The following is a 21,393-nucleotide window of genomic DNA, read 5'->3' as shown; positions in this document are numbered from 1 at the left end:
GGCGCCCATTGTAGCCAAAGCCCGGCATAGCGTCATCCCGGGCGCGGTGACGCTGTTTACGCCGACGCGATGGGCTAAGGTAGGTCGACACGGCCTCTCATCGCGACCGCAAGAATCATGGCCCTACCTCATGGCCCAACCGGCACTGGCAAGCCAGAGCACCCGCCAGCCTTGCGCTGCCAACCGCCGACGCCGCCCCATCGATGTCTCAACAACAAGGAAATTTCCGCCATGCTACCGACTCGACTCGCCGTCGCCATCGGCCTCGCCGGCACCTTCGCCGCCTCCCCGCTGATGGCCGCCACACTGCACGTGGGCATCTCCGGCGACCCCGCCTCGCTGAGCCCGGCCAAGGTCACCGGTGGCGTCTGGGAGGAAGACGTCCTGCGCGATATCTTCGAGGGGCCGATCGCCATCGACGCCGAGGGTCAGATCATTCCCGGCGCGGCCGAAAGCTGGGAGATCTCCGACGACGGCAGGACCTACACCTTCCACCTGCGCGATGGGCTCGAGTGGTCCGACGGCGAACCTCTCACCGCCGACGATTTCGTCTTCGCCTATCGGCATCAGGTCGACCCTTCCACCGCATCGAACTACGCGCACCGCCTCTACGCGGTGGTCAACGCGGAGGCGATCAACGCCGGTGACAAGCCACTGGAGTCGCTCGGCGTCGAATCCCTCGATGACGGCCGGACGCTTCGCATCACGCTGAAGGAACCCACGGTTTACTTCCTCAAGACGCTGGTACTGCCGTTTGCCTACCCGATTCCCCAGCACGTGTTCGACGACGTCGGCGATGACTGGAGCGATCCCGCCAACATTGTCGTCAACGGCGCCTTCAAGCCGACGAAGTGGGTCTCCAACACCGAGCTCGAGACGGTCAAGAACGCGCGTTTCCATGATGCGGCGGCGGTGACGCTGGATGGCGTCGATTTTTATCCCCTCGAAGACAAGAACGCCGGCATTCAGCGTTTCCGCGCCGGCGAGCTCGACGTGCTGCGCGACTATCCCGCGGCACAGTATCCGCGGCTTTCCGAGACGCTGCCCGAGGCGACGCATCTCTTCGCCTCGCTCGGTACTTACTATTACGTCTTCAACCTGCGTGACGACTCACCGGTCGCGGATGCCCGCGTCCGCGAAGCGTTGAGCCTGGCCATTCGCCGCGACGTGATCGCCGAGCAGCTGCTCAAGGGTGGGGTCGAACCCGCCACCTCACTGGTCCCACCCGGCACCAGCGGCTATGACGCACAAACGCAGCCCGGCCTCGACGATGACATCGACAGCCGACTCGCCAGGGCCGAATCGCTGATGGCCGAGGCCGGCTACGGCCCCGACAAGCCGCTCGAACTGACGCTCCGCTTCAATAGCGGTGACGAGCATCGCCAGATCGCGGTGGCGGTGGCGGCGATGTGGAAGCCGCTGGGCGTCGACGTCGAGCTGCGCAATACCGAAGCCAATGTGCACTATGCCGATCTGATGGAAGGCGATTTTCAGGTCGCTCGCGCCGCCTGGATCTCGAGCTACGACGATGCCCAGAACTTCCTTCAACTGCTCTCGGCAGAGACCAACAACTACGGGGCGTACCAGAACGACGCTTACAACGATCTGCTGACACGCGCCGACGGCGAGCAGGATGCCGACCAACGCGCCGACCTCATGCAGCAGGCGGAAGCCTTGGCGCTCGCGGACTACCCGCTGACGCCGATCTACACCTACAGCTCACGCAATCTGGTCGACCCCAGTATCGAGGGCTGGGCCGACAACGCGCTGGACATGCACGCCTCGCGCTGGGTGCACCTGCCTGAGTGAACTGGCTTCCCGCGGGGACCACTGGCTCAAGCCGGTCCCCGCCGCCGCCGATAGCCAAGTATCAAGTGCCCGTGGCCCGCGAGACGCATGGTCGGGCATCCGCTTCGGCCAGCAAGGGAAACGTTCATGCCGCGTCGGGACGCATTGTTCAATCGGCAGAAACGTCGCACAGCCCAAAGGCCACTGCTCGCTTCTCTCCTCGCCTTATCACTGCTCAGCTCCACCGCCGAAGCCAGCCCCGACTTGCGCCAGGGGGACTGGTTACTCCGCGGCACGGTGATGCGCACCGAGCCTCACCGAGTTCGCTCGACGATCTCCGGCGTCGGCGGCAAGGTCGAGATCGACGACCGGGTCATGCCGGGTGCAGAGCTGACCTATTTCCTCAGCGATCGGTGGGCACTCGCCCTATCCGGTGGGGTCTCTCGATCGCGCTATCGGGTCAGCGGCTCGACCCTCGGGGATTTCGATGTGGGAGAGATCGAGACCTATGCGGCCGCGCTCGCACTGCAGTACCGCTTTCCCCCCGTGGGCGGGTTGCACCCTTACCTGGGCGCGGGCGTTCACTACGCCCGTGAGCGCAACGTCGATCCCGCCGAGGGGATCCCGGACTTTTCCGTCGAACCGGTCGCAGGCCACCTCTTCGAAATGGGCGCCGACTACTCCATCGGCGGTAACTGGTTCGTCAACGCCAGTGTCCGTCAGTACGTCATTCCCACTTATCGCTTCGAAAGCCAAGGATTCAACAGCGAGGTTAAGCTCGATATCTGGACGGTCGGGGCCGGTATGGGATACCGGTTCTGAGCCTCGAGTTCGATCCCACCACCACCTTCGAAGGGCAGCGCTGGAGGTAACGACTCATGGGTACGATGGAAGAGGCAATCATCACGGCCACGCTGAGTCGCTCCGCGTTCCTGGTTGTCTTTCTGGCCGTGGTGCTGAGCCAACCGCGGGAACGATATCTACGCCACTGGCTGGGGGCGCTCGTGGCGTCGGCCCTGGGCTCGATGCTCCTGCAGCAATTCCCGGACAGGGGTGAAGCGTCATGGGCACTGAGTGGCGTTACCTTCTCGCTGTTTCAGGCGAGTCTCGCCTGCTCCTGGAGCGGCGTGAGACTGTTCTACAGTCGGCGCGTCAGCTGGAAGATTCTGACAGTGCTCATCGGACTGGCGCCGCTTCTGTACCTGCTCGTCGCTTCCATCGAGGGAGGCGCACGTCATGCACTGACCGTGCTCTTCCTCGTTAGCGCCATGACCTCGATATTGACGGTCTGGGAGATCCTCCGTCCCTCGCGCGACCGGCTCTTTTCGCCCTACGTCGTCGCATTTGCGTTCGGCGCTTACGCCGTCATTCTGCTCGGCTCGGGTCTCTCGGTATTCGTGAGTACGGGAGCCATACAGTTGAAAGCGAGTGGCTACGTTTCGATGGTGGCGGACCGCATCGCCAGCATCCTCGTCTATTTCGGGTATATCGCCATGGCCAGCGAGCGCGCGAGCAACGCGTTGCGCCGCATGGCGGAAACAGACCAGCTCACCGATCTCGCCAATCGGCACGGTGCGCAGCGTGCGCTCGAGCGCCTCGAACGCAAGCGCGACAGCAGCGACACGATTGGTCTCCTGATGGGGGACATCGATCACTTCAAGTCGATCAACGACACCTACGGCCATGACGTCGGCGATGCCGTCATCGTCGACATTGCCGCACGTCTCAGGCGCGTCATGCGTCCGCAGGACATCGCCGTGCGCTGGGGCGGCGAAGAGTTCCTGATCCTGCTGCCCGGCGCCCGCCGCGGCGAGACGCTCAGCATTGCCGAGCGACTGCGCGCCAGCATCGCTGCCGAGCCGGTCAAGGAGGGGACGGCACAGGTGCCGGTGACACTCTCGCTCGGCACCACCGAAGCGAACGGCGACAGCGGCTCACTGTCGGCGAGTATCGCGGATGCTGACCGTGCGCTCTACCGCGCGAAGCGCCAGGGGCGCAACCGCGTCTGCGAAGCGCCCCACGCCCCCCACGATGGCAACGCCACCACGATGCACCAGACGCGCGACATCGGAGGCTGAGCGCCGTCATCCACGGTGCTCGTGCGAGGTCATACACAAAATGAAACGCATCATCGAGCATTTGTATTAGACGCTCTCGCGCCTTCGCGAGAAGGTACGGCGTCATGCCCCGTCGCTTGAGTGCCACGACAACGAGGCTGTACAACAACAAACCGGAGCTACCCCATGTCTTCGTCTCTTCTTTCTCGTCGTCTCTTCCCGCTGAGCGCTTTGGCGATCGCCATCGGTGCCGCCAGCGCCCCCGCCGGTGCCGACATGCTCAATATCGGCGTGCAGGGTGAACTCGCCTCGTTCGACACCTCGCAGGTCTCCGGCGGCGTGTGGGAATCCCAGGTGCTGATGGACGTCTACGAAGGCCTGGTCACCCAGTCACCGGCGGGTGAACTGCTGCCCGGGATGGCGACGGAGTGGGAGATCTCCGACGACGGCACGACCTACACCTTTCACCTGCGTGACGACGCCAAGTGGTCCGACGGCGAGCCCGTCACCGCCGAGGACTTCGTCTTCGGCTGGCAGCACCTGCTGAAGCCGGAGAACGCCTCCAAGTACGCCTACATGCTCTACCCGGTGAAGAATGCCGAGGCGGTCAATACCGGCGAGAAGCCGCTCGACACCCTCGGCGTGGAAGCCACCGATGACGGCAAGACCTTCACGGTCACCCTCGACCACCCGACGCCCTATTTTCTTCAGCTCCTGACCCACTACACCGCCTACCCGGTGCCCAAGCATCTGGTCGACGAATACGGCCGGGACTGGGTCAAGCTCGACCACATCGCCACCAACGGCGCATTCCACCCGGTGGACTGGGTGTCGCAGTCGCGCATCTCGGTCGAGAAGAGCTCGACCTACTACGACGCCGACGAGGTCTCGCTGGACGGGGTGAACTACTACACCGTCGAGGATCGCAACGCCGGCATCTCGCGGTTCCGCGCCGGCGAGCTAGACGTGCTGTCCGACTACCCTTCCAGCCGTTACCAATGGCTGACCGAGAACCTGCCCGACGCCACACACATGAGCCCGATGCTGGGTTCCTACTACTACGTCTTCAACCATCGCGACGGCCACCCGACCACTGACGCCCGCGTGCGTGAAGCGCTCAATCTCGTCATCCGTCGCAACGTGCTCTCCCAGCAGATCATGGCAGGCAGCTTCAAGGCTTCCACCGCCATGGTCCCGCCGGGAACGAGCCATTACGACGCCCAGCAGATGGACATCGGCGATGACATGGACGCCCGCCTGGAAAAGGCCAGGACGCTGCTCGAGGACGCCGGCTACGGCCCCGACAACCCGTTGAATCTGCGCCTGCGCTACAACACCAGCGATGAGCACAAGAAGATCGCCATCGCCGTGGCCGCGATGTGGAAGCCGCTCGGCGTCAACGTGCAGATGATCAACTCGGAAGCCACCGTCCACTACCAGACCATCGCCGAGGGTGACTTCGACGTCGCCCGCGCCGGCTGGATCGCCGACTACAACGATGCCGAGAACTTCCTGACGCTGCTGCATACCGGTGTCGGCAACAACTACGGCGCCTACTCCAACGAGGAGTACGATGCGCTGATGGATCAGGCGGCCCAGACGCTCGATCTTGACGACCGTCAGGCACTGCTCGAGCAGGCCGAGAACCTCGCTCTCGACGATAACGCCTTTGCCCCGATGCTGACCTACGTCACTCGCAACCTGGTGAACCCGAACATCACCGGCTGGGAAGACAACGTCGAGGACGATCACCCCTCGCGCTGGGTCGAGTTTCAGGACTGAGCCGCGCACCCTGCGCGGCGCGAGGACCCGTCGATGACCTGCATCGGCGTGGCGGTCGCCGGTCTCTGGACCGGCATCGACACCCCACGAGCCGTCGACGCGCCGGCGCTCACTGCGCCGGTCGCGATGGAGCGCTGGCTCGCCGGTCTCGATGATGCCACCCGACTGGCGCTCTGCCGCGAGAAGCGTCTCGCGACGCAGGCGCTACTGGACACACCGGTCACCGTGATCGAAACCGCAACGGGGACGGACGGTATGGCCTGGAGTCGCGTGGTCGTCCCCAGTCAGCCCTCGTCGCTCGATGCTCGCGGCTACCCGGGCTGGCTACCGACCGCGCAACTCGCCGACGCCGCGGGCGTCGCCAGAGAGCGTGAATCGGGGGATGCCTCTGGCCGGGTATTCGTCACGGCCCCCACGGCCTGGCTTCAGCGGGTCGGCGGCACACCGGTCAAGATCAGCTTCGCGACGCAGCTTGCCCTGGCGGCCCCCGTGAACGCTGGCGACGCCCGCGTCGATGTCGTCACCGCGCTGGGGCGAGGCTGGCTTTCGCGGGAGAGCGTGCGGCTGGCGGAAACCGCCGACCCGAAGGACACGGCGACAACGCTCGAGACAATGGGGCGACGCTTTGACGGTCTGCGCTACCTATGGGCGGGCAACAGCGGTTTCGGTTTCGACTGCTCCGGGTTCGTGCACAGTCTCTTCGCCGCGGTCGGCGTGACGCTCCCTCGCGATGCCGGCGATCAGGTGGACACGGGAACATCGGTGAGTCTCGAGGCGCGCCGCGCCGGCGACCTGCTCTACTTCGAAAAGCCCGACGACGCCGGTCGTGTGCAAGTCGATCACGTCGCGCTCTATCTCGGAGAGGATCGGATACTGCACGCGCCGACCAACAATGCGCGCATCGAGTGTCGCCAGCTCAGCGGAAGTTGCTACGCCCGTGAACTCTGCGCCGTCAGGCGACACCTCGGCTGACGCCGCCAATGTAACGCTGCTCGGTTGTCACGCGATGATCGAGGCGAAGCCGCCCGGCCACATGGGTTTGGGCGGATTTGGATAACATGGGATCGAGACGGGGCTGCCATCGACAGCGGCCCTGCCAATAACAACCCACCTGGATGGCTCGATCATGCTGAAATCGTCACTTCCCCGATGTGTCAGGTCGCGCGCGACGGCTCGCTCAGCGCGCCGTTTCGCCCGGCTAACGCTCGGCGTGCTGATAGCACTCTCGCCCAGCACCTCGCTGCTCGCCGCCACGCTGAGTCTGGGTACCCAGGGTGAGCCGGCGTCGCTCGACACCGCCCGTATCGGCGGTACGACCTGGGAGAACGACGTTCTCGGCGATCTGTTCGAGGGGCTGGTCACTCTCGACCCCGCCGGCGAATACGTCCCCGGGGCGGCAAGCGACTGGTCGCTGAGCGAGGAGGGTCGCGTCTACACGTTTCGGTTGCGTGACACGGCCGACTGGTCCGACGGCGAACCGGTCGTCGCCGACGATTTCGTGCTCGCCTTTCAGCGCCTGTTCGAGCCGGACAACGGCGCCGTCTACGCCAACCTCTTCTATGCCATCCGCGGCGCCGAGGCCCACACCAAGGGCGAAGCCGATGCGCCGCCGCTGGGGGTCGAAGCCGTCGACGCCAAGACTTTGAAGATCACGCTGAACCGGCCCACGCCCTACTTTCCGACACTGCTTGCGCATATCGCCGCCTCCCCGGCGCCCTCGCATGTGATTGCCCAGTACGGTGACGGCTGGACGCAGATGGCGCACATCGTCACCAACGGCGCCTTCACGCCGACGAGCTGGGTCTCTCACGACCATATCGCCGCGGTGAAGAACCCCGAGTTCCATGCCGCCGATGAAGTCGCCCTGGACGGCGTCGACTATTACCCGGTCGAGGACCGTAGTAGCGGTCTGCAGCGCTTCCGTGCCGGCGGCCTGGATATCGTCCGCGACTTCTCGCCGGATCGTTATCAGTGGCTGCAGGAAAACCTTCCCGATGCCGCCCACCTCGCCCCGCAGCTCGCCAACTACTACTTCGCGCTCAACCAGCGCGACGGTCACCCCACGGCCGACGTTCGCGTGCGAGAAGCGCTCAATCTGGCCGCCCGCCGCGAGGTGATCGCCACCCAGATCATGGGCGGCGTGGTCGCACCGGCCAGCGGCTTCGTTCCCGACGGGGTCAGCCACTACGCCGCGCAGACGATGCCGGGGCTCGACCAGCCCATGGACGCTCGACTGGATGAAGCCAGATCGCTGCTGGCGGATGCCGGCTACGACCCCGATCACCCGCTCGAACTCACGCTGCGCTACTCCACCACCGAGGCCAACAAGCGCATCGCCGTGGCGCTGGCCGCCATGTGGCGGCCGCTCGGCATCGACGTTCAACTGGTCAACGCCGAGGGCGCGGTGCACTACTCCGAGCTCGCCAACGGCAATTTCGACATCGGTCGGGGTAGCTGGGTCGCCGACTTCGACGACGCCAGCAACTTCCTTGGCATCCTGCAGAGCGACTCGCCCAAGAACTACGGCGGCTACGCCAGTGACGAGTTCGACACGCTGATGGATCGCGCCGCCCGCGAGACCGCCCCCGACGCCCGTCAGGCACTCCTCGAGCAGGCCGAGCGCCAGGCACTCGGCGACTACGCGGTCATGCCGGTCTACGTCGACGTCTCTCGCAACCTGGTCGCTCCCAAGCTCGAAGGCTGGGAGGACAACGCGCTCAATCGCCACCTGTCACGGTGGTTGTCGCTTCCCAAGGAGGAATGAGCCCACTCGCAGACTCGCCAAGACACCCGCTAACAATGACAACATCGCTGTAAAGAGGGCGAATTTCGGCATGATCAACAAAACAATCAAACAGTTACTGACAGGCGCCGGTTGCGCGCTACTGGCGCTGACGCCGCCACTCGCCGCGGCAGACATCGAGGGCGACAGGCAGGTTCTCCGCCGCGACAATGGCGCCGAACCCTCGACACTCGATCCTCAGCTCTCTACCGGCACCTGGGAATCGAGCATCGTTGGCGATCTTTTTGAAGGACTGGTCGCACGCGATGCCTCGGGCAGCATCATTCCGGGTGTCGCCGAATCCTGGGAGCGCTCCGATGATGGTCTCCACTACACCTTCCATCTCCGCGACGACGCCAAATGGTCTGACGGGACACCGCTGACCGCCGAGGACTTCGTCTACGCCTGGCAACGTATTCTCAGTCCGGCGCTGGCCGCACCCTACGCGTATATGCTGTCGCCGATCCAAGGCGCCGAGGCGGTCAACAGTGGAGACAGCGCCGCCGAAACGCTCGGCGTCGAAGCCAGCGATGCTCAGACACTGGAAGTGACACTGACACGCCCGACAGGTTACTTCGTCGAGATGCTGGGGCACGCATCGACCTACCCGGTACCCAAGGACGCCATCGAAGCCCATGGGAGCGACTGGACCAAGCCCGGCAACATGGTCTCCAACGGGGCCTTCAAGCTGAGCGAGTGGATCTCCCACGACCACATCACGGCGGTCAGGAACCCGAATTTTCACGCTGTCGATGACGTGGCGCTGGACGAGGTTCGCTTCCTGCCGATCGATGACTCCCGCGCGGCCCTCAACCGTTTTCGCGCCGGCGATATCGATACTGCCGATAGCGTGCCCCAGGGTCGGATCGAATGGGCCCGGGAGAATCTTCCCGACGCGCTGCACGAGACGCCGATACTGGCGACCTTCTATTTCGCCTTCAACCAGCGTCCCGGCAGTGTCTTGAACGACCGGCGCATTCGCGAGGCGCTGAATCTGGCGCTCCGCCGCGACGTCATCACCAGCCAGATCACCAAGCTCAACCAGCCCTCGGCCTTCAGCGTGGTGCCGACCGCGATCAGCGATTACGACGGCCCGCAGTTCGATTTCGCCGAACAGCCGATGGACGAGCGTCTGATCCGAGCCCGCGAGCTGATCGAGGAGGCGGGCTACAGTTCGGAAAACCCACTGCATCTAACCATCGACTACATCACCAATCCGGACACCAAGCGGATCCCCGTGGCGTTAGCCGCAATGTGGAAGCCGCTAGGCATCGACGTCACGCTCACCAACAGCGATGCGGCGGTCTACTACGCCAAGCTGCGCGAGGGGAACTTCGAGATCGGCATGGCGCCGTGGATCGCCGACTACGACGACGCCAGCAACTTCCTCGACCTATTTCGATCCGGCGTGCCCAATAATCATGGTGGTTACAGCAATGCCGACTACGACGCCATGATGGCCCGCGCCTCGAACGAACTGGACCTCGACGAACGCCCACGACTCATGGCCAACGCCGAGGCAATCCTGCTAGACGACTACGCCATGCTGCCGCTCTATTTCTACGTCAAGGCCAAGCTCGTCTCACCAACGCTTGAGGGTTGGCAGGAAAACCCCATGGACACCCATCCCAGCCGCTGGATGCACTTTTCCGACAACTGATACGAGACCGTCCCGGAATGACTGACATAAGCCCGAGAGATCGCGACGCATGTTGATCTATACCCTCAAGCGCCTGCTACAGGCGATTCCGACGCTACTGATCGTGATCACGATCTCGTTCTTCCTGATGCGCGTGGCACCCGGTGGCCCCTTCGACGGTGAGCGCCAGCTACCGCCGGAGATCGAGGCCAACTTGATGGCCGCCTACCATCTCGACGAGCCGCTGCCGATGCAGTACCTGCGCTACATGGGCAACCTGCTCCAGGGCGACTTCGGCCCGTCATTCAAATACAAGGACTTCACGGTCACCGAGCTGATCGCCCAGGGGTTCCCTGTGAGTCTGGAGATCGGCGGGCTGGCGATTCTGCTGGCCCTGATCGTGGGGCTACCGCTGGGCATCGCCGCCGCGCTCAAGCGCAACTCCACGGTGGACTATGTGGTGATGGGGACCGCCTTGACCGGCATCGCGGTGCCCAACTTCGTGCTGGCGCCGATCTTCGCACTGGTCTTTGGCGTGCTGCTGGGCTGGCTGCCCGCGGGGGGCTGGAACGGCGGCGCCCTGCCCAACCTGGTGCTGCCGGTCGTCGCGCTCTCCATCCAGCAGATCGCTTACATCGCACGGATGATGCGCGCCAGCATGATCGAGGTGCTGGGCAGCCACTTCATCCGGACGGCTCGGGCCAAGGGCCTCAGTGAGAGCGAGGTCATCTGGCGGCACGCCATCCGCCCCGCCCTGCTCCCGGTCATGTCGTATCTCGGCCCGGCCATCGCCGGCATCGTCACCGGTTCCGTGGTCATCGAACAGATCTTCGGCATTCCCGGCATCGGCCGCTACTTCGTCCAGGGCGCGCTGAACCGTGACTACACCCTGGTGATGGGCACCGTGGTGTTCTACGGCATCCTCATCGTGGTCATGAACCTGATTGTCGACCTGCTCTACTCGGCGCTCGACCCGCAAATCCGCTACGACGACTGATTCATGACCCATTACTCACAAAAACGACCCGGGGGAGGCCGCTAATGACATCCGATTCCAAGCCCTATAGCGGCGAACAAGCCAACGCTGCCCCGCTGCCCGCGGGCGGCCCCAATCCGCCGCGCTCGCCCGAGCCCGAAACGTCCGCGCAGGCGGCGCCAGCCGGTGAAAGTCTGGCACGCGACGCCTGGCGCCGGCTTTCCCAGAACCGTGCTGCCATGGCGAGCCTCGGCTTGCTGGTGGCCATTATCCTCGTCTGCATCGTCGGCCCCTGGCTGCTGCCCTGGGGACTTGCCGAGGTCGACTGGAACGCGTTCGGCACCGGACCGACGCTGGAGAACGCCCACTATCTCGGCACCGATGCCAACGGCCGCGACCTGCTGACGCGTGTGCTCTACGGCGGCCGGATCTCCCTTTCGGTGGCGCTGGTGGCCTCCTTCGTGAGCCTGCTGATCGGCGTGCTCTATGGCGCCATCTCGGGTTATCTCGGCGGTCGCGTGGACAACCTCATGATGCGCTTCGTCGACATCATGTACTCACTGCCGTTCATGTTCCTGGTGATCCTGCTGATGGTCGTCTTCGGACGGAACATCTTTCTCATCTACGCCGCCATCGGCGCCGTCGAGTGGCTCGACATGGCACGTATCGTGCGTGGCCAGACCCTCGCCCTGAAGCGGCGCGAGTATATCGAGGCCGCCCATGCCCTCGGCGTCCGCGACAGCAAGATCGTGACCCGTCATCTCATTCCCAACGCCATCGGCCCGGTGATCATCTACGTGACCCTCACGGTTCCCAAGGTGATCCTGCTGGAGAGCTTCCTGTCGTTCCTCGGTCTCGGTGTGCAGGAGCCGCTGACCAGCTGGGGCGTGCTGATCTCCGAGGGGGTGGACATGATGGAGAGTTCTCCGTGGATGTTGCTGGTGCCCTCGGCCTTCCTCGCGATGACGCTTTTCTGTCTCAACTTTTTGGGCGACGGGCTGCGTGACGCCCTCGACCCCAAGACCCGCTGAGGATCTCTCGATGACTCAATCACTACTCGAAATCGACAAGCTCAGCGTGACGTTCCAGCTGCCCACCGGTCCGGTCACGGCGGTCAAGGACGTGAGCTTCACCATCGCCGAGGGCGAAACGCTGGCGCTGGTGGGGGAATCCGGCTCCGGCAAGTCGGTGACCTCGACGGCCGCCATGCGACTGCTGCCGGAGCTCGCCGAGACGACCGGCGCCATCCGCTTCAACGGCGAGAACCTGCTCGAGGTCACGCCCAAGCGCATGCGCCGCGTCCGCGGCAACGACATCTCGATGATCTTCCAGGAGCCGATGACCTCGCTGAACCCGCTGCATCGCATCGGGCGTCAGATCGGTGAAGTCCTGGAGAAGCACAAGCAGCTCAAGGGCCGTGAAAATCGTGAGCGCGTCCTGGCGCTGCTCGAGCAGGTCGGCATTCCCGAACCGGAACGGCGCATCGACAGCTACCCCTACGAACTCTCCGGCGGCCAGCGCCAGCGCGTGATGATCGCCATGGCGCTCGCCTGCGAGCCCAAGCTGTTGATCGCGGACGAACCGACCACGGCGCTGGATGTCACCGTCCAGGCGCAGATCCTCGATCTGCTCAAGTCGCTGCAGGCGCAGTACGGCATGGCGATCCTCTTCATCACCCACGATCTCAGCATCGTGCGTCACTTCGCCGACAGCGTCTGTGTCATGCGCTACGGCGAGGTGGTGGAGACCGGTCGCACTCTCGAGGTGTTCGACGACCCGAAGCACGACTACACCCGCATGCTGCTCGACGCCATTCCCCGTGGACGCAAGGAGCCCGCCCCGGCGGACGCGCCGGTGCTGTTGAGCGGGCGCGACGTCAAGGTGCGCTTCTCTCTCAAGAAGCGTCTTTTCGGCAAGGACGACTACTTCGAGGCGGTGCGCGGCATCGATCTCAGCGTGCGCCGCGGCGAGACGCTGGGCATCGTCGGCGAGTCCGGTTCCGGCAAATCCACCCTCGGCCGCGCTCTGCTGCGCCTGCTCCAATCCACTGGCGATATCCGTTTCGAGCAGAGCGATCTGCAGGCACTCGACAAGTCCGGCATGCGGCCGCTGCGCTCGCGGCTACAGGTAGTGTTCCAGGACCCGTTCGGCTCGCTCTCTCCGCGAATGACGGTCGGCGAGGTGATCAGCGAAGGGCTCAAGGTTCACCACCCGGAGATGAACCGCCGCCAGCGCGACGCCGAAGTGGTCAAAGCGCTCGAGGAGGTCGCCCTCGACCCGGCGATGCGCAACCGCTACCCCCACGAGTTCTCCGGTGGCCAGCGACAGCGTATCGCCATCGCTCGCGCACTCATTCTCAAGCCGGAGCTGCTGCTGCTCGATGAGCCGACCTCGGCGCTGGACCGCTCGGTTCAGGTTCGCGTCATCGATCTGCTGCGCGACCTGCAAAAGAAGCACGGCCTGACCTATCTCTTCATCAGCCACGACCTGTCGGTGGTGCGCGCCCTCTCCGACCACGTTTTGGTGATGAAAGAGGGTCAGGTGATCGAGCAGGGGCCGTCGGAGGCGCTGTTCACGCAGCCCCGCGAGCCCTACACCCAGGCGCTGCTCAAGGCAGCTTTTCTGGAAGAGGAGACCGTCGCCGCCTGAGTGGCGACGACACTGCGTCGTTGACGCCTACAACAACAAATCAATCGAGAGGCAATTGTCGTGTTTCCAATCGCTCCAACAACGCTACCGGCGGGTCACCGCAGGATTCGGACCTGGCTTGTGCTGAGTCTCTTGGCCGGCAGCGTCTCGCTGACGACCACCGCTCTCGCGCAGGACGAGGCACCGTCTGCGGACAACGGCCGCTGGGATCTCAGTGACCTCTATGACTCCGTATCGGCGTGGCAGGAGGCCTCGAACCGCGTCGAGGAACAGCTCGATGGCCTCGAGGCGTACCGCGCCACGCTGACGGACAGCCCCGCCGCGCTCGCTGAGGCCCTCGATGCGATTCGCGAAGTCGAGAAAGCGACCAACCGCGTCGCGACCTATGCCTCTCTGCAGGCAGACGAGGACCTACGTAACGCCGAGGCCCAGGCGCGTCAGGCAGAGGCCAACCAGCTCCGTGCGGACTTCGACGCCGCCATCGGTTACCTCCGCCCCGAGCTGGTCGCCATGGATCAGCAGCAGCTCAGCGACTGGCTGGACGATGATCGACTGCAGGATCACCGTCGCTTTCTGGAAACCGTGATCCGCGAATCGGCGCATACGCTATCGGCGCAGACCGAGTCGGCGCTGGCCGCCCTGGGACCAGTGATGAGTCATGGCACGCCCTACTCGCTGCTGGCGAACTCGGATATCGACTGGCCAGAGATAACGATCGATGGCGAGAGCGTGACGCTGGACGCCGCCGGTTACGCCCGCTGGCGAGAGTCGCCGGATCGTGACGTGCGAAAGCACGTTTTCGAGGCGTATTGGCCCACCTGGAAGCAGTACACGGCAACGACCGGCTCGCTGCTCAATGCCCAGGTTCAGCAACATGTCACTGAGGCCAATCTGCGGGGCTACGACAGCGCCATGGAAGCCGCCCTCTCACGCAACGAGATCCCGACGGCGGTCTACCATCAGTTGGTCGAGTCCACCAATGCGCATCTCGACACGCTTCATCGCTACCTGAAATTGCGTCAACGGATTCTGGGGGTGGACCAGCTCCACTACTACGATATCTATCCGCCGCTGAATGAGCTTGACCGGGATTTCACACTGTCTGACGCCCAGCGCCTCACCCGCGAAGCCACCCAACCGCTGGGTAGCCACTATGCCGATCTGCTGGAGGACGCGACCGACTCGGCCTGGACCAACGCCTATCCCAGCCGAGGCAAACGCTCCGGCGCCTACATGAACGGGTCCGCCTACGATGTTCACCCCTACGTTCTGATGAACTTCAACGGCGGGTACAGTGACGTCTCCACCTATGCCCACGAATGGGGTCACGGCGTTCACAGCATGCTGTCCAACGAGGCCCAGCCGTTCACGACATCCAACTACTCCATCTTCACGGCCGAGGTCGCCTCCATTACCAACGAGCAGCTGCTCATCGAGCAGATGATCGACCAGGCCGACACCCCGGAAGAGCGGCTCTTCTATATCGGCCAGGCGCTGGAGGCCCTGCGCGGCACGTTCTTCCGACAGGCTCAGTTCGCCGAGTTCGAGCTGGCGATACATGAAGCGGCGGAAAAGGGTGAACAGCTCTCCGGAGAGAGGATGACGGAGATGTACGGTCGGATTCTGCGTAAATACTACGGTGTGGATGAGGGCGTCACCGATATCGACGAGGCCGAGTACGTCGAGTGGGCTTACATCCCGCACTTCTACTACGACTTCTACGTCTATCAGTACGCGACCTCGATCACGGCCGCCGAGGTCTTCGCCAAGCATTTGAGAGACGATCCGCAGCAGTGGCGGGACGATTATCTGCACGTCCTGTCGCAGGGCGGCGCCGCCAGCGGTTATGAGCTATTGAAGGACGCCGGGGTCGATCTCGCGACGGCAGCGCCCTACGACAGCCTGATGGCCACCATGGACCGTCTCCTCGATCAGGCCCAGCGCATCATGGACGCTAGGGAAAGTGAAAGCAGCTAAGCGCATCGCCCGCTAAGCACCGTCGTCGGCGGGACACTTCCCCCACTGTCAAAGCGTCTTCCCCGGAAGGCGCTTTTTTTGATTCAAAACCCGCCCATCATATTATTTTCGCTTTACTGTTATTGATTTTTTGAATAGCCGAATACGTTTAACGCATAATTAAAACCCATTGCCGATTATTCAATTGCTCTATGAAACCATACGTAAAACGCATGTTTCATTCGCGTGCATTAACTTTTAAATCGCACACCCAAAGTGCAAAAAAAATTCTTTAATAGCGATAACAGGTAGGGAAAATCGTTTTTTTTGAATTGTCGTATCCTTGAGTACATCCCGAACGCTTCACAGCGCCCTTCCGACAGCCCGACGCCTTCACTACCGACAACCATCAAAGGTTGACGACCGGTCGTACCCAACGGCAACGATCGCTTCTACGCCTCCATAAAAAGCTGATTAATCATAACTTTGTGAAAGACGAAAACCTGACGATTGAGAATAAGCGTCCGATTTAACATTCTGTTACACGCATCCGGCATCAGCGCCCTTTAAATAACTTTGGAACTGGCACGCTAATTGCTCTCGCTATGGGAAGGGAAAATCATGCGCTCAAGGCAGCGCCAGATTCAGCGGCATTCAGAACAATCGAGACACTATGGCACTGACCGAGAATCCGCTCTCATGGGAGCGCGCGAACAAGAACAAACGATCGATCTCTGGCTCTGAAGTGATGGTACTGGTCGTCGTATCAGCACTGACCCACGGGCTGCTGCTGTGGTCGATCAACCGCCAGCCGATCGTCGCCGCAGAGATGCTGCCCAACCAGGCTTCCGCGCCTTCGCAAGTAACGGTGTCATTGAGCGCCCCTCCACCGCCTCCCCCACCGCCCACGCCGCAACCGGAAACCCAGGATGTCCCGGTGGTCGATGAGCACGCTGTCATGCCGCCGGAGGAGGAGGTCGTTCCCGAGCCAAAACCCGAACCTGAGCCCGAACCCGAGCCGGAACCCGAGCCCGAACCGGAACCCGAGCCGGAGCCCGAACCGGAACCCGAACCGGAGCCGGAGCCGGAGCCCGAGCCCGAGCCCGAGCCACAGCCCGAACCCGAGCCACAGCCGACACAACAGCCGTCGACGCCAAGTCAGAGCGCTTCATCGCCATCGCAGGCGAGTCAGAGTTCCGCTGCCTCGTCCAGCAACGAGGTGACGCCGGCGGTCTCGGGCATGCAGAGCCTGGGCAACCCCCCGCCACGCTATCCCTCTCTGGCGCTGCGCCGCGGCTATGAGGGCAATGTCCAAGTCAAGATTTTGGTCATGCCGGATGGCTCGGCAGGTCAGGTGGAAGTGGTGCAATCCAGTGGTCATCGCGAGCTGGATGAAGCCGCAATGGAGACGGTAAGAGGTTGGCGGTTCAAACCGGCGCGGCGTGGCGATACGCCGATCAAAGGCTGGGCCCTGCAGACCATCGCTTTCCAGCTACCCAATTGACGCCATCCACGGGTGGCGAAAAAAACGACGTCCCCACTTCATTCATGAGGAACTCAAGATGCTAGAAAGCAATGAAATCACGGCCCTGATCGTACCCGGCGTGCTCTGGACACTGATTTTCTTCTCCGTGCTCACCTGGGCGGTGCTGCTGATCAAGGGCCTGCAGTTCGCCAGAAACCGAACCGAAAACAAGCGGTTTCAGAAGCAGTTCTGGGAAGCCAGGAGCATGGAGGAAGGCGAATCGATCAGTGACAATCGCCCCGGCACCATGGCCGCGATTGCCAGGGCCGGGTTTGCCGTCGTGACGGGACGTGATATCGCGCCCTCCAACCAGGAACTCGCCCAGAAGATCAATCTCTCCGATCGTCTCGAGCGCAGTCTTCGCCAGCAGATTCAGCGCGAACGGCGCTCTCTGGAGGGGGGCTTGGCCATCCTCGCCAGTATCGGCAGCACCTCGCCCTTTATCGGCCTTTTCGGCACGGTCTGGGGGATCATGGAAGCGTTGATGACCATTGGTGAAACCGGGGAGGCCGGGCTCGACACGGTTGCCGGCCCCATCGGTCACGCACTGATCGCGACGGGCGTGGGTATTGCCGTCGCCGTCCCCGCCGTCCTCGTTTACAACTACTTTACCCGCCGCCTCAAGCTCAATGTCTCGTTGATGGATGACTTCGCTCACGATTTCTACAGCCTGGCGCAACAGTCGGCGTTCAAGACTCAGACAACGACGCCAGCGACGACAACGACCCCATCCAACCCCTCATTGGCGGTGAGCTGACCACGACGTTCAGAGGTCTTTTCCTCAACCGTATAACACAGGGCGAATAACAATGGCTTTTTCCAATCAGGACGACGACGAAGTCCTCAGCGAAATGAATGTCACGCCGCTTGTCGACGTCATGTTGGTACTTCTCGTGGTGTTTATCGTCACGGCACCGCTAATGACCAACGCCGTCAACGTCAACTTGCCCAAGACCGGTGCCGTTGCTCCCCCGGAGGCCAAAGAACCCCTGGTCGTGAGTGTTGATGCCGAGGGCACTTACTTTATTGGCAAGGAAGAGTACGCCTTCGATGCACTGGAGAAAGCGCTGGTTCAGGCACATGAAGACAACGCGGAGCAGGCGGTCCAGCTTCAGGCAGACGAAGAAGTCGATTACGGCACGGTTGCCAAGGCAATGGCGGCCATCGAACGCTCTGGCATTCAGAAAGTGGCAGTACTGACGCAACAATGACAACGAGCCGTTAAAACAGCGCGACTGAAAGTACTGCAACGACCGTTTTTCTAGGGAACGACGCACGGAGGGCGACAGCAAGGGCACAACAATAACGACCGATCATCAAGACGATAGCCACAACGACCAACTACAGCTATTCAGGACGATTTTATGACACCGCGATTTTTTCGGGATGCTAGACATCCCTGGGCTTCTTGCGGCCCAAATTCCGACCATCGTCGATTTTCCAGCGTCGACTGGCGTTGCACGCTGTTTGCATCGACCTTCGTACTTCTCACCGCGGCCCCCCTCGCGGCGGCCCAGGACAACGAAGATTACGTCGCCCCGGCTTCCAATAACGAAGACATTGCCGAACCGGCTCCCGCAGCGCCGGCCGCGGCCGCACCGGCTGCTGCTGCCCCGGCTGCTGCTGCCCCGGCGGCGGCTGCCGCACCGACCCAGAATCTGGGGCGCATGGAAGTCACCGGTTCGGCCATTGCCCGGACCGATGCCGAAACGGCAGTGCCCGTGACCATCATCGAAGCCGAGGAAATTCGTCAGCAGGGGATCACCTCGACCGCTCAGCTGGTCTCGCAGATCGCCGCCAACGACACCAGCTCGGGTCCCGGCTTGAGCACGGGCACCGCGATCACGGGGGGGGCGAGCTTCGCCAACCTGCGCGGTATCGGCACCGACAAGACGCTGGTTCTGCTCAACGGCCGACGACTCGCCAACAACTCGCTCGACGGCGGCGCGGTCGATCTCAACACGATCCCCTTCGGCGCGATCGAGCGTGTCGAGGTGCTGCGCGATGGCGCCTCGGCCATCTACGGCACCGACGCCATTGGTGGCGTCATCAATTTCATCACCAAGAAAAGCCTGACCGGCGGCAACGTCGAGTTCGGCTATGAAACGCCGACCCGGAGTGGGGGCGGAGACAGCGGCGACATCAGCGCCACCTGGGGGAATGGCGATCTGGAAACCGACGGTTTCAACGTGATGGGCTCCATGAGCTATCGCAAGAAGAGCCATCTGGATTACACCGACCGCGGCGATATCCGTGAAGTCTACGCGCCGGGTAAAGGGATCTTCGGCGTCTCCTCCTTCGCCTACCCCGGCAACTACTACCAGGGCAGTGTCGCCGGCAACCCGCTCGCCGGCAGCGGCTGTGACAGCGAAGGCATCGTCGATACCGGCGAAGGAACTTGCTCCTACGACTACGGTCGCTACGGCCAGGTCCAGCAGGAGAGCGAAAACACGTCGCTCTATACGCGGGCGAGCGCCAAGCTGGCGGAGAACCACACGGTCGGACTCTCCTACCTGTGGTCGCGTAACAAGAACATTTCGCTCGGCGCGCCTTCTCCCACGTCTACCAGCCCGGTACTCCAGCCCGATTCGCTCTTCTACCCCGATGACCCGGCTCTCGATCCGACCCAGCCTGTCTCCGTTCGCTGGCGCGGTATTCCGGCCGGTGCGCGGGAGACCTACAACACCATCGACGCGAGCCGGCTGGTACTGGACTTCACCGGCGATTTCTCGGGTTTCAACTACGCCACGGCGGCGTCCTGGAACGAGAGCGATACCGACATCAACTATCGCGGCGGCTATCTCAACGATAGCGACCTCGAGGAAGCCTTCAATAACGGCATCATCGATCCCTTTTCGACCGACCCGCTGACCGACGCTGGCCGCCAGGCGCTTCAGGACGCCGAAGCCCATGGCTCGGTGTGGCACGCCAAGACCGACGTCTACGCCTGGGATGGCAAACTGAGCCGGGAAATCGGTGACTGGTTCGGTGCCGGCTCGTCGGCGATGGCAGTCGGTGCCGACTATCGTCATGAGCGGCTGAGCCTGGAGACGGATCCGGACATCGCCTCTCGCGCCACCAGCGGCGGACTCTCGCCGGATGCTTCGGTCAGCGAGGATCGTGACGTCAAAGGCATCTATACCGAGCTCAACGTCCCCGTCGTCGAGGGGCTAGAGGTCACTGCCGCTGTGCGCTACGACGATTACAGCGATGTCGGCGATACCACCAACCCCAAGGTCTCCTTCCGCTGGCAGCCGATTCGCGAGCTGCTGGTCCGCGGCGCCTATAGCGAAGGCTTTCGTGCCCCCTCGCTCTACGAGCTCTACGACCCCAATGCGCAGACCTACTCGCCGGGCGGTCTCAACGACCCACTGCTCTGCCCCGGCGGTTCGCCGGCCCCCGGCGGCGTCGAAAGCCGTGACTGCAGCACGCAGTTTCTGGTCGAGCAGGGTGGCAACGCCGATCTGGAGCCCGAAGAGGCCAAGAACTGGACACTGGGCTTCGTCTTTCAGCCCGTCGACAGCTTTTCCGCCGGGCTGGATTTCTGGTGGATCGAGATCGAAAACGAAGTCGCCGCGCCAACGGCCAGCTACGTAATCGATAACGCGCCCGGCAGCATCGAGCGCAAGGACGACGACACCATCGACTACATCCCGACGTATAACAAGAATCTGGGCTCGACCAAGACCAACGGTGTGGATATCTCGGCGAACTACCGGCTGCCGACCCGCTACGGGCTCTTCTCGGTCGGCTATACCGGGACCTACGTTGACCGTTACGACTTTCAGGAAAGCCCGGACGGCAGCTACGTCAGTAACGTCGGGCACTACCGTAGCGGCTACGGCACCATCTTCCGGTTCAAACACAAGGTGACTTTCAACTGGAACAAGGGTCACTGGGGCGCGGGGGTCGTCAATCACTACATGAGCGATTACGACGACTACGACACCTCGACCAACGAAAAGGTGGGGTCCTATACGACCTGGGACGCGCTCGGCGCCTATACCTTCACGGCGGGACCGACCGTCACCCTGGGTGTGCGTAACCTCTTCGACCGTGATCCGCCCTTCAGCAACCAGCCGGAAGTCGGACAGCTCGGCTACGACGCCCGCTATGCCGACGCACTGGGTCGCAGCATCTACGCCCGGTTCAACTACAACTTCTAAGAAGAAGCAGTCGCTTTCCTTGCTCGATCGATTGGCCGCTGCGCAACGTAGCGGCCTTTTTTCCCCGTTGCAC

The 21,393-nt window shown here is 63.0% G+C and carries 15 protein-coding genes; all 15 read left to right on the top strand.

Annotated features, from left to right (window positions below; all coding sequences use genetic code 11):
• Window positions 1-231 precede the first annotated feature (231 nt).
• The 15 genes from DOM41_RS07325 to DOM41_RS07255 all read left to right on the top strand — a co-directional run bounded on the left by DOM41_RS07325 (window position 232) and on the right by DOM41_RS07255 (window position 21,320).
• The gene (locus DOM41_RS07325) at window positions 232-1,809 is read left to right on the top strand and encodes a peptide ABC transporter substrate-binding protein (RefSeq protein ID WP_110686172.1); all 1,578 of its coding nucleotides are present in this window, start codon (window positions 232-234) and stop codon (window positions 1,807-1,809) included.
• 126 nt (window positions 1,810-1,935) lie between these two features.
• Window positions 1,936-2,610: an OmpW/AlkL family protein gene (locus tag DOM41_RS07320; RefSeq protein WP_157956880.1), complete on the top strand. Its 675-nt coding sequence runs from the start codon at window positions 1,936-1,938 to the stop codon at window positions 2,608-2,610.
• A 56-nt stretch (window positions 2,611-2,666) separates the two neighbouring features.
• Window positions 2,667-3,866 carry a GGDEF domain-containing protein gene (locus DOM41_RS07315; RefSeq protein ID WP_110686170.1) on the top strand — a complete coding sequence of 400 codons (1,200 nt, stop codon included), beginning with the start codon at window positions 2,667-2,669 and terminating at the stop codon, window positions 3,864-3,866.
• Window positions 3,867-4,031: 165 nt separating this feature from the next.
• The gene (locus DOM41_RS07310) at window positions 4,032-5,627 is read left to right on the top strand and encodes a peptide ABC transporter substrate-binding protein (protein ID WP_110686169.1); all 1,596 of its coding nucleotides are present in this window, start codon (window positions 4,032-4,034) and stop codon (window positions 5,625-5,627) included.
• Window positions 5,628-5,660: 33 nt separating this feature from the next.
• Window positions 5,661-6,599, top strand: a complete 939-nt coding sequence (locus DOM41_RS07305; protein ID WP_110686168.1) for a C40 family peptidase — start codon at window positions 5,661-5,663, stop codon at window positions 6,597-6,599.
• 238 nt (window positions 6,600-6,837) lie between these two features.
• Window positions 6,838-8,391 (top strand): peptide ABC transporter substrate-binding protein, encoded by a 1,554-nt coding sequence (locus DOM41_RS07300; RefSeq protein ID WP_245391770.1) that lies wholly within the window; start codon window positions 6,838-6,840, stop codon window positions 8,389-8,391.
• Window positions 8,392-8,461: 70 nt separating this feature from the next.
• Window positions 8,462-10,069: a peptide ABC transporter substrate-binding protein gene (locus tag DOM41_RS07295; protein WP_110686166.1), complete on the top strand. Its 1,608-nt coding sequence runs from the start codon at window positions 8,462-8,464 to the stop codon at window positions 10,067-10,069.
• A gap of 49 nt (window positions 10,070-10,118) precedes the next feature.
• Window positions 10,119-11,045: an oligopeptide ABC transporter permease OppB gene (gene oppB / locus DOM41_RS07290; protein WP_110686165.1), complete on the top strand. Its 927-nt coding sequence runs from the start codon at window positions 10,119-10,121 to the stop codon at window positions 11,043-11,045.
• 44 nt (window positions 11,046-11,089) lie between these two features.
• A complete protein-coding gene (locus tag DOM41_RS07285) occupies window positions 11,090-12,055 on the top strand; it encodes an ABC transporter permease subunit (protein ID WP_110686164.1) in 966 nt (321 codons plus the stop codon).
• A gap of 10 nt (window positions 12,056-12,065) precedes the next feature.
• Entirely contained in the window at window positions 12,066-13,673 is a 1,608-nt protein-coding gene (locus DOM41_RS07280; RefSeq protein ID WP_110686163.1) for an ABC transporter ATP-binding protein, read from the top strand.
• Window positions 13,674-13,793: 120 nt separating this feature from the next.
• Window positions 13,794-15,650, top strand: a complete 1,857-nt coding sequence (pepF, locus tag DOM41_RS07275; RefSeq protein WP_157956879.1) for an oligoendopeptidase F — start codon at window positions 13,794-13,796, stop codon at window positions 15,648-15,650.
• 652 nt (window positions 15,651-16,302) lie between these two features.
• Complete coding sequence (locus DOM41_RS17870; RefSeq protein WP_110686161.1) at window positions 16,303-17,133, top strand: energy transducer TonB; 831 nt, start codon at window positions 16,303-16,305, stop codon at window positions 17,131-17,133.
• A gap of 58 nt (window positions 17,134-17,191) precedes the next feature.
• A complete protein-coding gene (locus DOM41_RS07265) occupies window positions 17,192-17,911 on the top strand; it encodes a MotA/TolQ/ExbB proton channel family protein (RefSeq protein ID WP_110686160.1) in 720 nt (239 codons plus the stop codon).
• A 52-nt stretch (window positions 17,912-17,963) separates the two neighbouring features.
• Window positions 17,964-18,365 (top strand): ExbD/TolR family protein, encoded by a 402-nt coding sequence (locus DOM41_RS07260; RefSeq protein WP_110686159.1) that lies wholly within the window; start codon window positions 17,964-17,966, stop codon window positions 18,363-18,365.
• A gap of 456 nt (window positions 18,366-18,821) precedes the next feature.
• Window positions 18,822-21,320 carry a TonB-dependent receptor gene (locus DOM41_RS07255; RefSeq protein WP_110686158.1) on the top strand — a complete coding sequence of 833 codons (2,499 nt, stop codon included), beginning with the start codon at window positions 18,822-18,824 and terminating at the stop codon, window positions 21,318-21,320.
• Window positions 21,321-21,393: the final 73 nt, after the last annotated feature.

Origin of the sequence: Salinicola aestuarinus (assembly GCF_003206645.1) — a bacterium.
Lineage (GTDB): Bacteria > Pseudomonadota > Gammaproteobacteria > Pseudomonadales > Halomonadaceae > Salinicola > Salinicola aestuarinus.
Note: the sequence above shows the minus strand (reverse complement) of the source record. Positions and strands in the feature narration are given on the sequence as shown.

Coding starts and splice junctions, on each gene's coding strand:
- DOM41_RS07325 (WP_110686172.1), top strand. CDS start 232: ATGCTACCGACTCGACTCGCCGTCGCCATCGGCCTCGCCGGCACCTTC.
- DOM41_RS07320 (WP_157956880.1), top strand. CDS start 1,936: ATGCCGCGTCGGGACGCATTGTTCAATCGGCAGAAACGTCGCACAGCC.
- DOM41_RS07315 (WP_110686170.1), top strand. CDS start 2,667: ATGGGTACGATGGAAGAGGCAATCATCACGGCCACGCTGAGTCGCTCC.
- DOM41_RS07310 (WP_110686169.1), top strand. CDS start 4,032: ATGTCTTCGTCTCTTCTTTCTCGTCGTCTCTTCCCGCTGAGCGCTTTG.
- DOM41_RS07305 (WP_110686168.1), top strand. CDS start 5,661: ATGACCTGCATCGGCGTGGCGGTCGCCGGTCTCTGGACCGGCATCGAC.
- DOM41_RS07295 (WP_110686166.1), top strand. CDS start 8,462: ATGATCAACAAAACAATCAAACAGTTACTGACAGGCGCCGGTTGCGCG.
- oppB (WP_110686165.1), top strand. CDS start 10,119: ATGTTGATCTATACCCTCAAGCGCCTGCTACAGGCGATTCCGACGCTA.
- DOM41_RS07285 (WP_110686164.1), top strand. CDS start 11,090: ATGACATCCGATTCCAAGCCCTATAGCGGCGAACAAGCCAACGCTGCC.
- DOM41_RS07280 (WP_110686163.1), top strand. CDS start 12,066: ATGACTCAATCACTACTCGAAATCGACAAGCTCAGCGTGACGTTCCAG.
- DOM41_RS17870 (WP_110686161.1), top strand. CDS start 16,303: ATGGCACTGACCGAGAATCCGCTCTCATGGGAGCGCGCGAACAAGAAC.
- DOM41_RS07265 (WP_110686160.1), top strand. CDS start 17,192: ATGCTAGAAAGCAATGAAATCACGGCCCTGATCGTACCCGGCGTGCTC.
- DOM41_RS07260 (WP_110686159.1), top strand. CDS start 17,964: ATGGCTTTTTCCAATCAGGACGACGACGAAGTCCTCAGCGAAATGAAT.
- DOM41_RS07255 (WP_110686158.1), top strand. CDS start 18,822: ATGGAAGTCACCGGTTCGGCCATTGCCCGGACCGATGCCGAAACGGCA.